Source organism: Streptomyces sp. 1114.5 (assembly GCF_003635085.1).
GTDB lineage: Bacteria > Actinomycetota > Actinomycetes > Streptomycetales > Streptomycetaceae > Kitasatospora.
Window position 1 is genome coordinate 1048039 of the sequence record NZ_RBXE01000001.1, and the last position, 14729, is coordinate 1062767.

Here is a 14729-nt window from a genome sequence, read left to right on the forward strand (position 1 = left end):
TGGTTCGGAAGCGGTGGCTCAGAACTTGGCGATGTCGCCGGCCTGGTCGTTCGCGTTGTCGAGGGTGGCGGCCAACACCTCGCCGTTCTCGCCGACCGACAGCATGGTGGCGTGGATCGTGCGGAGCAGGTCCGTCAGGTTCTTGGTGCCCTCGTCCACCTGCTTGTGGTACTGCTTGCCGATCTCGTCGTTGCCGCCGACGGTCAGGTTCATGTCGTTGATGTGCTTGGCCTCCAGGCTGATCTTGTCGACCATGTCCCTCAGCTCGAAGAACTCGGCGAAGCTCCGCTTGAGCATCGAGGTCTTCGCGGTGACGCCCTGGTCAGCCACGGAACTCCTCCTGGCGGTCGGCCTTCTTCTTCTGGTCCTCGGGCTGGTAGTCGGGCTTCATCGCCCAGAGCGGGGCCAGGATCTCGTCCAGCTCGGTGCCGCCCGTCATGTTGAGCCGCAGCGTCTCGCCGAGGCCGTCGAAGCGGCCGATCCGCTCGGCGACGTCCTCGCCGACCTTCGCCCGGGCCTCGTTGAGGGTGTCGGTGAGCACCTTGGCGAGCTCGGCGGGCGCCATCTCGCGGTAGCCGTCGGTGTGGAAGGTCATCGAGACGACCTGGCCCTGCGAGCCGACCTTGACGGTCACCAGCCGGTCCTTGGAGGTGACCGAGGCGGTGAGCTCGAACATCTCCTTCTGCAGTTCCTCGGCCCTGGCCAGCTCGGTCTGCATCTCCGCCATCGCCTGGGCGATCTGGTCGGCGAAGGGGTTGCTCATCTGCGTTTCCTGTCTCTTCGTTCGCGTGGGTCGACGGCCCGGGCGCGGTCAGCGTCCGATGACGCCGTGCACGGCAGCGGTCTCGGTGCCCCAGACCTCTTCGTCCTCCGCCAGCCAGGTGGTGCGGCGGCGGTCCTTGTCGTTGGGGCCGCCCTGGCCGCCCATGCCGGCACCGCCGGGCGGCATCATCGGCGGCATGCCGCCGGAGCTGGTGGCCGTCTGGCGGCCGGTCAGCAGGGACTGCTCCTGGGCCGCGGCCCGGGCGGCCTTCTCGGCGGCGGCCCGCTCGGCGTTGGCCTGGTCGACGGCGGCCTTCATGGCGTTCGGGTCGCCGTTGGAGGTCAGCGCCCGGTTGCTGAGGCCACCGCCCATCCCGGTGATCATCGGGCCGCCGCCGGGGGCCAGCAGGCCCCCCGCGCCCTCGCCGGACGAGCCGCCGAGGCCCATCGTGTTGTAGGAGAAGCCGCCGGCACCGAAGTGACTCGGCGTCAGCAGGTCGTCCCCGCCACCGCTGTCGCCCCCGGTGAACCGGTCGGCCAGCAGCTGCCGGTACTGGGAGACGGTGTTGCCCTTCTCGTCGCGCAGGGTGCCGTCCGGACCGATGGTGTAGTTCGGACCGGCCACCATGGGGTTGCCGTTGGCGTCGAGGACGGGCTTGCCGTTCTCGTCGACGATCCGGCCGTCCTTGGTGATCACGGAGCCGGGCGGCACGGTGGTCGGGCGGCCGGAGCCGGTGCCCCCGGGGAAGAGGTCGTTCAGCCCGCCGCTGCCGAGGCCGGGGTTGCCGATCAGGTCGAGCCCGGTGTTCCCGGTGGTCCCGCTGTGGTTGCCGGAGCCGCCCGATCCGCTCCCGCCGCCGGTCAGGTCCAGCTTGCCCTTGCCGCCGGCGCCGTTCCCGTCCAGGCCGAGGTTCTTGAGGTCCGGGCCGCCGCCCAGGCTCTTGTTCTGGGGGCCGCCACCGCCGCCACCACCCATGCCCAGGTTGTCGATCTTCGGGTCCGGGACCTTCTCGTCCTTCTTGTTCGGGTCGTCCTTGCCGCCCGGCCCGTCCGTCGTGGGGTCCTTGGCCTTCGGCATGATCAGCGGGAAGGGATCCAGCGGGGTGGCCGCTCCCGCGGCGATCCCGTAGGCCGTCCCGACGGAGGTGAGCGCCGTCTCGGCGGCCTTGTCCAGGACGTCGGCGACGTGCTGGAGCCAGATCTCCCGCCCCCGCTTCTCCACCGCCTTCCAGAAGTCCGTCGTCTTCGGGTCTCCGAAGGTCGCGTTCTTCAGGGTGAACTTGAGGTCGTACGTGCCGGAGGTGGTGTCGCCGAGCGATCCGATCTTGTCGGGCCGCGACGTGTTGAACGAGACGTCCTTGGCCACCTCCTTCACGTCCAGCGTGGCGCCCTTGAGCCCCTCCATGAGCGCGGCGGTCACGCAGTTCGTCGGCCAGGCCAGCGTCGAGTTGAACCACGCCTCCCAGGCCGTGTTCAGCGTCTCGAAGGCCGTGTTGAGCGCGTCACGGCAGGACAGCAGGTACGAACCCACCCCGCCCTGGGTGATGTTGCGGTTGTCGGCGTCGAGTTCGTTGCGCAGCGCCATCAGCACTGCGCGGAAGGCCCCGGCCGCACTGCCCTGCCAGTCGCTGTCCTTCTTGGCGACCGTGTTCGCGAACCCCTCGACCTCCTTGATCCAGCCGTCGAGCAGGATCATGACGTCCAGGAGCAGGTTGGCCAGCTTCTCGAACTGGGGGACGTCGAGCCGGTCGTTGGTCCTCGGCGAGGCCTTGTACAGGCGTTTGAAGGGCTCCGTGCTCCCCGTGAACGCGGCGAGTTTGCCGCCCGCGCCGTCGAGGTTGGGGTAGAGGATGTGGCAACCGACCACGTAGCTGGCGTTGTAGACGGTCCCGGCCGGAACCTTGTACTGGAAGTACCAGGCGACCCAGGAGTCGAGGTGCACCCCGGTGTCCTTGCCGTCCGGCGTCTGCCAGCCGCTGACGTCGTCGGCGTACGTGTTGCTGGTGTCGATCCACGGCTTGTCGTCCTTGAACACGTCCTGCGCGCTGGTCGACTTGCCGTCGCTCGTCGAGCCGAGGAACGTGATCGCTTCATCCCATGTGTGCCCCATGACGGACCCTTCTTCGGCCGGGCGCGACCGGACGTGAGGCGGGGCCGGCCCGTGGCCGGACCGGCTCCGCGGTGGTGACGACGGCTCACCGGCGAACCGTCAGGGCTTGCTGCCGGCCCCCGGGTTCAGGGTCCGTTCGGCGAGCCGCATGAACTGCGCGTAGTCCAGGGCCTCGTCCTTCGCGTTGTTCAGGTAGAGGTCCGCCATGCGCAGGTCGGTGGTGAGCGTGTTCAGCTGCTTGACGAAGGTGCCCAGGAGGCCGTCGATCGACTTGCAGTAGGCCTTGATCGCATCGGCCAGGTCGCTGGGGCTGTTGAAGGTCCCGGCGTTGTTGCCCGCGAGGAAGGGGATCGCACCCGTACCGAGCGATCTGAACTGCGCCACCTTCTCGTTGGTCTTGATCTCGCTGACCAGGGCGTCGATCTTCGCGGTGAACTCGGTCAGGGAGTTGTCGGTGACCTTGAAGTCACCGCCGTTCCCGCCGTCGCCCTGGTTGCCGTCGCCGCCCTCGCCCGTCGTCCCCACGGCGGTCAGCCCTGCACGTGGTCGAAGTGGGTGCTGGCCCGCATGTCCGCGTCCTTGATGACGTTGCGGATCTCGGTGAGGGCCTGGTGGGCCGCCGTGATCTTCTGGGTCATCTGGCCGTCGGCGTTGTGGAGCGTGGTCGCGAGCTGGCCGGCGGCCACCGCGTAGTCACCCTGCAGCTCGTGGTTGATCTTGCTGTTGAGGTAGTCCTGCAGCGAGGTCATCGCCTCGTGCATCGTCTTGGAGTGCGCTTCGAGGTCGGTGATGGCACTGTCGATGCCCGCGTAGTGGAGCGACATGCTGCCCATGGTGCGTCCCTTCGGGTTCCGGGAGGAGTGTGTCGGTGCGGAGGCGGGGCGCCGGCCGCTACTTGGGGTTGAGGACGTCCTCGACGTGCTGGCCGGGGCCGCCGCCCAGGGCGCCCAGGGCGAGGTTGTTGGTGTGGTCGTCGGCCGAGTTGAAGATGGTGCCGCTGTCGCCGAGCTTCCCGTGGAAGGCCTCGTAGTCCCGCTTGACCAGCGCGTACTGCTCCAGCCAGTCGCGGATCTGGTTCTGGAAGGTGGTGCTGGCCGCGCCGGAGAAGCTGTCCCGGACGGCCGTGTTGATGTCCTCGATGTACGCCGCGGTCTGCGTCATCTGGGTGTACCGCGACTCGACCTGGGTCCTGATGTCGGCCAGGACCTTCTGGTCGATCGTCGTCTGCTGGGTCACCGTCAGTACCTCCTCCGGTAGCGCCGGCCGGGGCCCGGCCGGCGGGGTGTGCCGCGGGCCGACGGAGTCGGCCCCTCAGGTGGAACGGGCGTGCCCGGTGGGGCGGTTCAGCCCGCGGTGCCCAGCCCGGGCGGGTGCCGGGTCAGCGGGCGCAGCGGCCCTCGGCGGCGGCCTGCGGCTGGACGACGCCGCCCGCGAGCGGGGCCGGGTCGAGGCTGGGTCCGGTGGGCAGCAGCGAGAGCAACCGCCCGGGCACCGCGGCCGGGGCGGTCTTGCCGTAGCCCAGCCGGTCGGCGACCGCGGCGGAGGCCAGCGGGTACTTCACCCCGGTGTCGGTGACCAGGTAGAGGGTGGTGCCGAAGCCGCCGCCGGACAGCGCCCGCACCAGGGCGCCGCCGCCGGGGCGGACGGCGATCCGGTCCGCCGGGGTGCAGGCGGGGATGACGCCGGGCTGCAGGGTCGGCGGCAGGCCGAGCACGGAGGTGGTGTCCGGGACGACGACGTCGAGTTCGCCGCCGTCGGAGCCGGAGCGCAGCGCCGCGCAGAGCGCCTGCTCGCCCTTGGGCGCGAGCAGGGCCGGCACCCGGGCGGGCAGGCCGGCCTGGCTGAAGGCGGCCGCGGCTGCGGCGGGCGCGGAGTGCGCGGCGAGGTCGGCGGCGCCGACCGGGGCGGGCTCCACCCGGCCGCCCCCGTACGCCTCCTGCTGGGTGTGCGGATCCCCTTGGAGCAGCGCGAGTTGGGTGGCGGTGACGGGGACGAGGCCCGCGTCGGCGAGCAGGTAGCGCTCCTCGCCGGTGCCGGTGAACAGCTGGCCGATCCGGGTCGGGCTCCCGCTCAGCGTGGGCCCCGGCTGCCCGCGTCCGGGCACCTCGGGGCTGCGCAGGTCCGGTCCGGCGGGGAAGGCCGCGAGGAAGGCAGCGGGGACGGGCACGGGCGTGGCGGCGGTGTAGCCGAGGGCTCGCACGGCGCCGCCCGCGGTGTCCACCGCGAAGCGGCGGCCGTGCCAGAGCAGGCTGGTGGCGCCGTCGGGCGTGCCGACCAGGACGGCCTGGTCCCCGGCGGCGCGGCCGCCCGGGCGGGTGCCGACGGCGACCGACAGCTGCGGGGGCCTGCGGGCGGCGCCCGAACCGGCCGCCGCGCCCGAACCCGCTGCGGCCCCCGCCGTCTGGACGGTGCAGACCAGCCAGTCGGCGGCGCCGACGGCGGCCGGGCCGGGCAGCCCGTCCGGGGCGCCGACGATGCCGATCGGGGTGCCGCGCGCGGCGCCGTCCAGCGAGCGGGCGGAGACCTGGTCGACCTTCAGCTGGTCCCCGGCGAGCAGCTTGGCGCTGGCCTCGTTGAGCACCGGGTGGAGCAGGCCGTCGGCGAAGACGTACCGGGCGCCGCTCTCCTTGACCACGACCAGGGTGCCGGGCTTCTGCCAGCCCGTCGCGCCACCGGGCTTGATCAGGCCGTAGACGCCGGCGCCGGCGCCGATCAGCAGGGCGACGGCCAGGCCGAGCACGGCGCCCCGGTTGGTACGGCCGACGGGCGTGTCGGGGGCGTCCGGCTCGGCGCGCAGGATGCCCGCGGCGACCCGGCTCATCACGAACAGGTGGGCCTGGACCTGGTCGCGTCGGGACTGCATGGCGGTGGTCCTCCTCGGAGCGACGGGGACGGCGGAGCGGTCGGGCGGTTCAGCCCGCCAGGCCGCGCATCATCCGGTAGAAGCCGAGCACCTGGAGCGCGAACGGCAGCAGGGCGAGCGCGGCGAGCGAGTGCAGCAGGTCCCCGGCCCGGCCCCAGTACGGCAGCAGCCGGCGGCCCGGCACCGCCCAGGCGGCGACGGCCAGCCCGGCGGCGACGACCACCAGGACGGCGAACAGCGCGAAGCGGCCGGACGGTTCGGCGTCCTGCCCGGTGCGCCAGGCCAGCAGGGCGAGGCCCAGCGCGCCCGGCAGCAGCAGGGCCAGCCGCTGGCGGACGCCGCCGATGTCCCGGGCGTGCAGCAGGAGCAGCAGTGACAGGTCGGCGGACATCGCGGTGGCGCCCCAGCCGCCGTCCCGGGCGGTGGCCAGCAGGGCGAGGGCGCCCGCGCACACCGCGCCGACGGCGACGAAGAACCCGGCCAGGTAGCTGTCGGCGACGAGGCTGCGGGCGAACACGTCCTCGGCCGGGAACGGCTCGATCTCCTCCTGGAGTTCGTCCGCGTTGCGGGGCAGCGCGGGCAGCCGCAGCCCGCCCAGCTTGAAGGCCAGACCGGGCACGAAGGCGCCGAACAGCACGGCCGCGGCGGCGATCACCGCGGCCGAGTGGGTGGTCGGCACCCCGTACGCGGCGAGCGCGCCCGAGCCGAGGGCGAGGACGGCCGCCACCGCCAGCCCGGCGAAGAACGGGCCGGCGCCGATCACGGCCAGCGCCAGCACGGTCGCCCCGACCGCCGCCGAACCGCCCGCCAGCAGCCGGGCCGGGCCGGTGACCCCGGGCAGCAGGGCGGCCGCCGCGGCCGCGTAGGCCACCCCTGCGGCGCCCAGCGCGATCCCGGCCGGCGGATCGGCGACCAGCCTGGTCACCGCGCCCCCGGCCCCGAGCAGCAGCACCGCGACCACGGCCGCGGCGGCGCAGCGCGGGCCGTCCGGCCCGGGCAGGGCGAGCAGCAGCAGGCCGCCGGCCAGCGCCACCAGGGCGAGGGCCAGGGCGAGGTGGTGGGTGACGGCGGGCCGCCAGGAGTCGCCGCGGGCGGTGGTGCCGGCCCGGACGCCGTCCACCAGGTCGTCGAAGTGGACCTCGGGCAGCGCCTCCTGCCCCGGCCGCAGGAACAGCTCCTCGCCGTCGCGCAGGCCCAGGCCCTCCAGGGTGCGTTCCTCGTCCAGGGGCGGGCCGCCGATCCGCTGGAGGACCCAGCCGGAGTGCTCGGTGCCGCTCTCCTCGACGGCGGCGCCGGCGTAGTCGAGGACGGCGCCCAGCAGGTCGGCCAGCACGACGTCGCCGGGGAGGGCGAGTTCGAACGCGGTCTCGGGGGCGCGGAACCGCAGCCGGACCAGCCCTGACGCCACCGTGGTACCGCTCACCTGTCGCGCCCCTCCGCTGCGGCCGGACTGCCCGGTCTCCCCTTCCAGCAACGGGCGCCCCCGGACGGGCGGTTCACCGGACCTGCCGGACACCGCCCGTACCGCCCCCGGTGAACCCGCGGGTCCCGCCCGTACCGCCCCCGCCTGCACCCGCCCCTGGTGAACCCGCGGACCCCCGCCGGCCGTACGTCCGGGTGCGACGCGGGCCCGGGCCGCCGGGCGCACCGCCTCCGGCAACCGGCCCGCACCGCCACCGGCGACCCCGCCGGCGCCGCGAGAGGAGAAGCCCGTTGAGCGTGGTCGTGGTCGACCGCCCGCCCCGGCGCCCGGGACCGGCGATGCCGGACGGCGAGCTCCAGCTCCAGGAGCCGCCGGTCCTGCCGGAGCAGCAGAGCGGCATGTCCAACATGATCGCCATGGCGCCGATGGCGCTGAGCTCGCTCTCGATGGTGATGATCTTCCTCAACCCGCAGTCCTCCGGCGGGCCGCTCACCTACGTGGCGATGGGCATGATGGGCCTGTCCGCCGTCGGCATGCTGGTGACCCAGCTGATCCGCGGCGCCAGCGACCGCAAGCGCCAACTGCGTGGCGAACGCCGGGACTACCTGCGCTACCTCTCCCAGATGCGCCGTCAGGTCCGCCGCCACATCGTCGACCAGCGGCTCGCCCTGGCCTGGCGCCACCCCGCGCCGGGCGCGCTCGGCTCGCTGGTGCGCACCTCGCGGCTGTGGGAGCGCCGCACCGCCCACCCGGACTTCGGCGACGTCCGGATCGCCACCGGCACCCAGCGGCTGGCCGTCAAGCTCGCGCCGCTGTCCACCCAGCCGGTGGAGGACCTGGAGCCGCTGTGCGCGCACGCGCTGCGCCGGTTCATCCACGCCTACGGCTCGATCGCCGACCAGCCGATCGCCTTCCACGTGCGCGGCTACGCCCATGTGCTGCTGCGCTGCGAGCACCCCGAGGACGAGGACCCCACCGCCGAGGGCCACACCGAGGGCCACGGCGAGGACGCCCCCGAGCCCGACCCGGAGCCGGCCCGCGCCCTGGCCCGCGCGATGCTCGCCCAGCTCGCGTTCTTCCACGCCCCCGACGAGCTGCGCATCGCCGCCGCCGTCGCCCCCGAGCGGCGCGCCGACTGGGCCTGGCTGAAGTGGCTGCCGCACGCCCTGCACCCCACCGAGACCGACGGCGCCGGACCGGTGCGCCTGGTCGCCGAGTCGATCCTGGAGCTGGAGCAGCTGCTGGGTCCGGAGTTCACCGACCGTCCGCCGTACGAGCCGGACGCGCAGCCGGGCCGCGACGAGCCGTACACGGTGATCGTCGTGGACGGGGTCAAGCTGCCGGCCGGCAGCCGGGCCCTGCTGGCCGGCTACCGCAACGCCGTCCTGCTGGACCTCTCCGGGGCCGTGGAGTGGCAGCACGCGCAGTTCCGGCTGCGGCTGCGGATCACCGGCGACCGGCTCGACCTCGTCGCCGCCGACCGCAACCGCCGCGACGAGGCCACCCCGCTCGGCCGCCCGGACGCCCTGTCCGTCCCGGCCGTCCGCCGCCTCGCCACCGTGCTGGCCCCGTACCGGCTGGGCGACTCGCTGGACGCCGCCGAGCCGCTGAGCACCGACTTCGACCTGACCGCCCTGCTGGGCGTCAACGACCTGTACCAGCACGACGTCGGCCGCAGCTGGACGGACCGCCCGCGCGGGCAGCGGCTGCGGGTGCCGATCGGGGTCGGCGCGGACGGCAACCCGGTGGAGCTGGACCTCAAGGAGTCCGCGCAGGGCGGCATGGGCCCGCACGGCATGCTGATCGGCGCGACCGGCTCTGGCAAGTCCGAGCTGCTGCGCACCCTGGTGCTGGCGCTGGCGCTCACCCACTCCTCCGAGACGCTGAACTTCGTCCTGGTCGACTTCAAGGGCGGCGCCACCTTCCTCGGCCTGGACGAACTCCCGCACACCTCCGCGGTGATCACCAACCTGGCCGACGAGGCCGCCCTGGTCGACCGGATGCGCGACGCCCTGCACGGCGAGCTGAACCGCCGCCAGGAACTGCTGCGCTCGGCCGGCAACTACAGCTCGCTGCTGGACTACGAGACCGCCCGGGCCGGCGGCGCCCAGCTCGACCCGCTGCCGACGCTCTTCATCGTGGTCGACGAGTTCAGCGAACTGCTGTCCGCGCACCGCGACTTCATGGAGCTGTTCATCATGATCGGCCGGCTCGGCCGCTCCCTCGGCGTGCACCTGCTGCTCGCCTCGCAGCGCCTCGACGAGGGCCGGATGCACGCCCTGGAGTCCCACCTGTCGTACCGGATCGGCCTGCGCACCTTCTCCGCCATGGAGAGCCGCGGCGTCCTCGGCGTCCCCGACGCCTACCAGCTGCCCTCCCAGCCCGGCAACGGCATCCTGCGCAGCGACATCGCCACGCTCACCCGCTTCAAGGCGGCGTACGTCTCCGGGCCGTACCGGCGCCGCCGCGGAGCCGCCCAGCAGGCCGCGGTGGCCGGGCAGATCGTCCGCTACGACACCGAGTACACCGCGCCGCGCCGGCCCGACCCGGAGGCGGTGGCCGCCGAGGAGGCCCGGCGCGCCGAGGAGGAGGAGAACACCGAGACCCTGCTGGAGCTGGCGGCCGCCCGGATGCTCGACGTGGGCCCGCCCGCCCACCGGGTCTGGCTGCCGCCGCTGGAGACCCCGCCCACCCTGGACGAGCTGCTGCCGCCGCTCGCCCCCGACCCGCGGTACGGCCTTGCCCCCGAGGACCGCGGCCCGGTCGGCACCCTGACCGTCCCGGTCGCCGTGGTGGACCGCCCCTTCCAGCAGCTGCGCGAACTCCTCACCGCCGACCTCTCGGCGGCGGGCGGCCACGTCGGCATCGCGGGCGGACCGCAGAGCGGCAAGAGCACCCTGGTGCGCACCCTCATCACCGGCCTCGCACTCACCCACACCCCGCGCGAAGTGCAGTTCTACTGCCTGGACTTCGGCGGCGGCACGCTCGCCGCGCTGCGCGGGCTGCCGCACCTGGGCGGCGTCACCGGCCGCCACGAGCCCGAGCGGGTCGGCCGGACCCTCGCCGAGATCAACGGCATCATCGCCCGCCGCGAGCAGAGCTTCGCCCAGCTCGGCATCGACTCCGTCGCCACCTTCCGCCGCCGCCGGGCCGCCGGGGACCCGGCGCTCGCCGACGAGCGCCACGGCGACGTCTTCCTGGTGATCGACGGCTGGGGCACCCTGCGCCAGGAGTTCATGGACCACCTGCCCGCCCTGACCCTGATCGCCGGACGCGGCCTCAACTACGGCGTCCACCTGGTGGTCACCGCCGCCCGCTGGGGCGAGCTCTCCAGCGGACTGCGCGACCAGCTCGGCACCAAGTTCGAGCTGCGGCTCGGCGACCCCATCGACTCCATGATCAACATGCGGGCCGCCGACACCGTCCCCCGCGTCCCCGGCCGCGGCCTCACCCAGGACCGGCTGCACTTCCTCACCGCCCTCCCCCGGATCGACGGCCAGGGCGACAGCGACAGCCTCGCCGACGGCGTCGCCGACCTCGTCGACGCCGTCAACGAGCACTGGACCGGCCCGCGCGCCCCCGAGGTGCGGATGCTGCCGCTGCAGCTCGACGCCGCCGCCCTGCCCGCCCCCGAAGGCCGGCTGCGGGTCGCCATCGGCCTGGAGGACGCCGCGATCTCCCCGCTCTGGCACGACTTCGAGGAGTCCCCGCACCTGCTCGTGGTCGGCGACAGCGAGAGCGGCAAGACCAACCTGCTGCGCCTGATGGTCGACGCCATCACCACCGCCTACACCCCGGCCGAGGCCCGGATCATGCTGGTCGACTTCCGGCGCGGCCTGTACGACAGCGTCCCGGAGGAGTACCGGCTCGGCTACGCCGTCGCCGTCGACGTGCTCCGGCAGGTCGTCACCGGCGCCGCCCGCGCCATGGAGGCCCGGCTCCCGGGCGAGGAGATCACCCCCGCCCGGCTCAGGCTGCGCGACTGGTGGACCGGGCCGGAGCTGTTCATCGTCGTCGACGACTACGACCTCATCCCCGGCCAGTCCGGCGCCAACGCGTTCGGCCCGATCCTCGACCACCTCGCCCAGGGCACCGAACTCGGCCTGCACCTGATCGTCGCCCGCTCCGCCAACGGCATCGGCCGCGCCTACTCCGACCAGCTGCTGCGCCGGCTCCAGGACGTCAACACCCCGGTCGCCCTGCTGTCCTGCCCGCCGAGCGAGGGCGCCCTGTTCGGCAGCGTCAAACCCCGCCAGCTGCCGCCCGGCCGCGCCCTGCACATCACCCGGCGCCGAACCGTCCAGGTGCAGACGGGCCTGATGCCGGACCCGGCGGAGCCGGACGGCTCGGACGGCGGCTCGGCGGGGTGACGGCGGGCGGTGAAGCCACCGTGCGGATGAACCCGCGGCCCGGCCGGGCCCGTTTACCCCGGCGATGAGTCCTTCCCGCAGCGGCCGCCCCGCCGACGACCCGGTGTCGCCCGACGCGCCCCGCCGCCGGTTCGCCCGGTGGCGCGGCGCGGCAGCCGAGCTGCCCCCCGGCACGGACGGCCCGGACGGTCCTCACGGGTCCGGTGCGCACGCCCGGGTGCCCGCGGTCGCCGGGCCGCAGGGCGGCGCCCCGACCGTCATCCGCTCCGAACTGCGGCCGGTCGGCCCGCACTTCGTCATCGCGCCGTCCACCGCCGGGCAGGACGAACTGTCCGCCGCCGTCGGGGCACTGCGCCCGGTGCCCGACAGCATCATCGTGGTCGCCGCCGCCCCCGACTCCGCCCCCGTGCTGCGCGACCGGATGGCCGACCTCGGCGTCATCGCCCGCTCCCGCGGCGCCACCAGCCTGGTGCTCGCCGCCTCCGGCCTCGCCGCGCTCGCCCCCAACGGCCGCCGCCCCGCCGAGGTCGTCGCCGACCGGGCGGGCCTGCCGGTGGTCGCACCGGACGGCCTGGTGGAGATCACCCAGGACGGCAACCTCAAGGTCATCGCCCCCGACGGCGCCCCCGAGGGGGCCACCTGGTGGCACTGCGCCCCCGGCGCCGCACCACGCCCGGTGCGCGAGACCATCGGCGCCACCGCCCCGATCGAGCCGCACCACGCCGCCGGCCCGCTCCTCCCCACGGTTCCGGCCGTCGTCCCCACGGCTGCTGCCGTCCCTGTGGTTCCTGCGGTTCCCGCCGTTCAGGCCGCCCCCGCCGGCTCCCGGGGCCCGGCCGTCCAGGTGCACCGGCTGCCCGTCGGCTACTGGCTCACCCACCCCGCCGTCCGGCCGTCCGCCCCGCGGCCCGACCTCACGCTGGCCGGCGCACCGCCCGGCACCGTCGTCCTGGTCGTCGGGACACCGGCCCTGCCGGTCCTGCTGCCCGAGGACTTCGCGGACACCGTGGCCGCCCTGCCCCTCGGCTCGGCCCGGCTGCTGGTCAGCGCCCCCTGGGCCGCCCCCGCCGAACTCGCCACCCTCACCGGCGCGCTGTCCGCCCGGCTGGCCCGGCCGGTGAACGCCGCGATCGGCCTGCCCGTCATCGGTCCGGGCGGCCCCACCTCGTACGTCCTCGACACCCACGGCCGCGCCTGCTGGGAGCCCTACCTGCTGCGCCTCGCCGCCGCCCCCGGCCTGGGCACCGTCCCCTCCGGTTGGCGCAGCGGCGGCGCGAGCTGGCACACCGCGGGCCCCGCCGTCTTCGACGCGTTCCCGTACTGGGCCCTGGAGGCCGTCCCGGCCGGCCTCTGGCTGCGCCCGGAGCCCCCGCACATCCTCACCCCCCGCTTCCGCCGGCCCGAGTCGGCCCGCCCGCTGCTGATCGTCGGCGAGCGGGACCGGCCGGTCGACGCCGAGGTCTTCGAGGAGCTGGGCAAGCTGCTCGACCGCCTCCCGGAGGCCGCAGCCCAGGGGTTCGGGCTGCTGGTCCACGGACTGCTGGAACCGGCCACCGAACGGATCGCCCGCTTCGTCGCCCGGATGCACGAACTGGACTGGCTCGGCCCCGAACAGCCCGTCGGAGCCGTCCCGGGCGTGGCGCCGGTGGCGTACGGGATCGGCCCGGCGGCCCGGCCGGAGGCGGTGCCGCAGGCGGCGCCCGTCGCCGCCCCGCGCCCGGCCGCCGTCACCGCCTCCGCCCCCGCCGCCGCGGCCATCGCGGGACCGGCGACCCAGGCGACCCCGGCGGCCCTGACCGCTGCTCCCGAGGAGCCCGTAGCCGAGCCCGAAGCCGAACCCGAGGTCGAGGTAGCCGCCCCGCTCCCCGACCCGACACCCCGGCCAGTGCCCGCCGCCGTGGGCCCGCCCATCCGGACCTCGACCAGCGGCGGACCGGACGAACCCGCCGCCGGCCCGCGCAGGCCGGTGGCCCCGGCCACGTACGGCTCGACGCCCGCCGTTCCGTCCTGCACGGCTGCGGCCGCGACCGAGGGCGGTCATCGGCCCGAACCGGCCACAGAACCGGCCACCGAACCGACCGCCCCACCCCCCGTCCCGGCACCGGAAGCCGACCCGACCCCCGTCCCGGACGAGGAGCCGACCGAAGCTCCCCCCGCCGCACCCGTCACCACACCTGTCCCCGCACCCGTCCCGGCGCCCGACGAGGACCCCGCCCCGGACGGCGAGGACCCCGCCCCGGACGGCGAGGACCCCGCCCCGGACGGCGAGGACCCCGCCCCGGACGGCGACGACCCTGACCCGACCCCGACCCCGGTCCCTCCGCCCGCCGCGCCGCAGACCCGCCTGCTCACCCCGGAGGCGTCCCCCGCCACCGGAACCGCCGCACCCGTCAGCAGCCCGCACGACCGCGACGCCGTCCGCACCCTGCTCGGCGAGCACTACCAGCGCTGCTCCGGCCGGGTCGACCAGGTCGCCACCCGGCTGCCCGGGCTGCGCTCCACGGCCAAGGACGACATCAAGCCCGACCTCGCCGCCGTCCTCCTCCACCACGGCGACACCGGAGTCCCGGTCCCCCGCGCCGAGTTGGTGGCAGCCGCGCGCTCCGGCGACCCGACGCTCGCCCCCTTCCTCCGCTGCCTGGGCTCCGGCCTGCGCCGCCTCCCCAGCCACCACGGCGCGGTCCTGCTCTGCGCCCCGCCCGGCCTCGACCCGGAGGCCCTGCTGGCCCACTACCGCGCCGGTCAGCGGCTGACCGAGCCCGCCCCGGTCACCGGCCTGTCCGCGCCCGCCGTCGAACTCCCCGGCGCCACCGTCGAGTTCTTCATCTGGTCGGCCACCGGCCGGCGCACTGCCGCCTTCGGCAGCGGCACCGAGCCGCAGGTCACCTTCACCCCCGGCACCACCTTCACCGTCCTCGCCACCACCCCGGCCGACCGGACCGACCCGGCGGGCCGCCCCGCCCGCGTCCTGCTGCGCGAGTCCGGCCCCGCCGACGCCGACCCCGCCGACCGTGACCGCAGCGCCCTGTCCCGCCTCACGGTCTGGCTGGACCGCCGCGACCAGCTCTCCCCCGCCGACCGCCGCCACGTCGAGGACACCGTTCCCTTCCACCTCACCCCCGGCGTGGAAGTCCTCCCGGCCGCCTCTTGACCCGCATCGACCGACCTTGCCACCATCGGTCGATCCGTCGAACTCCCGGA

Annotated in this window: 10 protein-coding genes; 2 read left to right on the top strand and 8 right to left on the bottom strand. The window is 74.9% G+C overall.

The window, feature by feature from the left end; translation table 11 throughout:
* Positions 1–18: 18 nt before the first annotated feature.
* From BX285_RS04440 to eccD, 8 genes are all read right to left on the bottom strand, one after another.
* On the bottom strand, positions 19–330 hold the full coding sequence (locus tag BX285_RS04440) for a hypothetical protein (protein WP_121174514.1): 312 nt from the start codon (positions 328–330) through the stop codon (positions 19–21).
* Entirely contained in the window at positions 323–763 is a 441-nt protein-coding gene (locus tag BX285_RS04445; RefSeq protein WP_097236757.1) for a YbaB/EbfC family nucleoid-associated protein, read from the bottom strand. The genes BX285_RS04440 and BX285_RS04445 overlap by 8 nt, the downstream gene beginning before the upstream one ends.
* Positions 764–811: 48 nt before the next feature.
* Positions 812–2872: a hypothetical protein gene (locus BX285_RS04450; RefSeq protein WP_121174515.1), complete on the bottom strand. Its 2061-nt coding sequence runs from the start codon at positions 2870–2872 to the stop codon at positions 812–814.
* Positions 2873–2971: 99 nt separating this feature from the next.
* Complete coding sequence (locus tag BX285_RS04455) at positions 2972–3397, bottom strand: hypothetical protein (RefSeq protein ID WP_097236759.1); 426 nt, start codon at positions 3395–3397, stop codon at positions 2972–2974.
* 5 nt (positions 3398–3402) lie between these two features.
* Positions 3403–3696 carry a hypothetical protein gene (locus BX285_RS04460; RefSeq protein ID WP_143685742.1) on the bottom strand — a complete coding sequence of 98 codons (294 nt, stop codon included), beginning with the start codon at positions 3694–3696 and terminating at the stop codon, positions 3403–3405.
* A 67-nt stretch (positions 3697–3763) separates the two neighbouring features.
* On the bottom strand, positions 3764–4108 hold the full coding sequence (locus BX285_RS04465; protein ID WP_097236761.1) for a hypothetical protein: 345 nt from the start codon (positions 4106–4108) through the stop codon (positions 3764–3766).
* Between the two features lie 142 nt (positions 4109–4250).
* Complete coding sequence (eccB, locus tag BX285_RS04470; RefSeq protein WP_121174516.1) at positions 4251–5735, bottom strand: type VII secretion protein EccB; 1485 nt, start codon at positions 5733–5735, stop codon at positions 4251–4253.
* Between the two features lie 49 nt (positions 5736–5784).
* Positions 5785–7158 carry a type VII secretion integral membrane protein EccD gene (gene eccD / locus BX285_RS04475; protein WP_121174517.1) on the bottom strand — a complete coding sequence of 458 codons (1374 nt, stop codon included), beginning with the start codon at positions 7156–7158 and terminating at the stop codon, positions 5785–5787.
* Between the two features lie 338 nt (positions 7159–7496).
* Between eccD and eccCa the strand changes: the two genes are divergently transcribed.
* Both eccCa and BX285_RS04485 read left to right on the top strand, forming a co-directional pair.
* On the top strand, positions 7497–11528 hold the full coding sequence (eccCa, locus tag BX285_RS04480; RefSeq protein WP_121177238.1) for a type VII secretion protein EccCa: 4032 nt from the start codon (positions 7497–7499) through the stop codon (positions 11526–11528).
* 64 nt (positions 11529–11592) lie between these two features.
* A complete protein-coding gene (locus tag BX285_RS04485; protein ID WP_121174518.1) occupies positions 11593–14679 on the top strand; it encodes a hypothetical protein in 3087 nt (1028 codons plus the stop codon).
* The last annotated feature ends 50 nt before the right edge of the window (positions 14680–14729 follow it).

Bases quoted from the DNA above. Each gene is read 5' to 3' on its own strand.
- eccB (WP_121174516.1), bottom strand. From the start codon at position 5,735: ATGCAGTCCCGACGCGACCAGGTCCAGGCCCACCTGTTCGTGATGAGC.
- BX285_RS04460 (WP_143685742.1), bottom strand. From the start codon at position 3,696: ATGTCGCTCCACTACGCGGGCATCGACAGTGCCATCACCGACCTCGAA.
- BX285_RS04445 (WP_097236757.1), bottom strand. From the start codon at position 763: ATGAGCAACCCCTTCGCCGACCAGATCGCCCAGGCGATGGCGGAGATG.
- BX285_RS04450 (WP_121174515.1), bottom strand. From the start codon at position 2,872: ATGGGGCACACATGGGATGAAGCGATCACGTTCCTCGGCTCGACGAGC.
- BX285_RS04485 (WP_121174518.1), top strand. From the start codon at position 11,593: ATGAGTCCTTCCCGCAGCGGCCGCCCCGCCGACGACCCGGTGTCGCCC.
- eccCa (WP_121177238.1), top strand. From the start codon at position 7,497: ATGCCGGACGGCGAGCTCCAGCTCCAGGAGCCGCCGGTCCTGCCGGAG.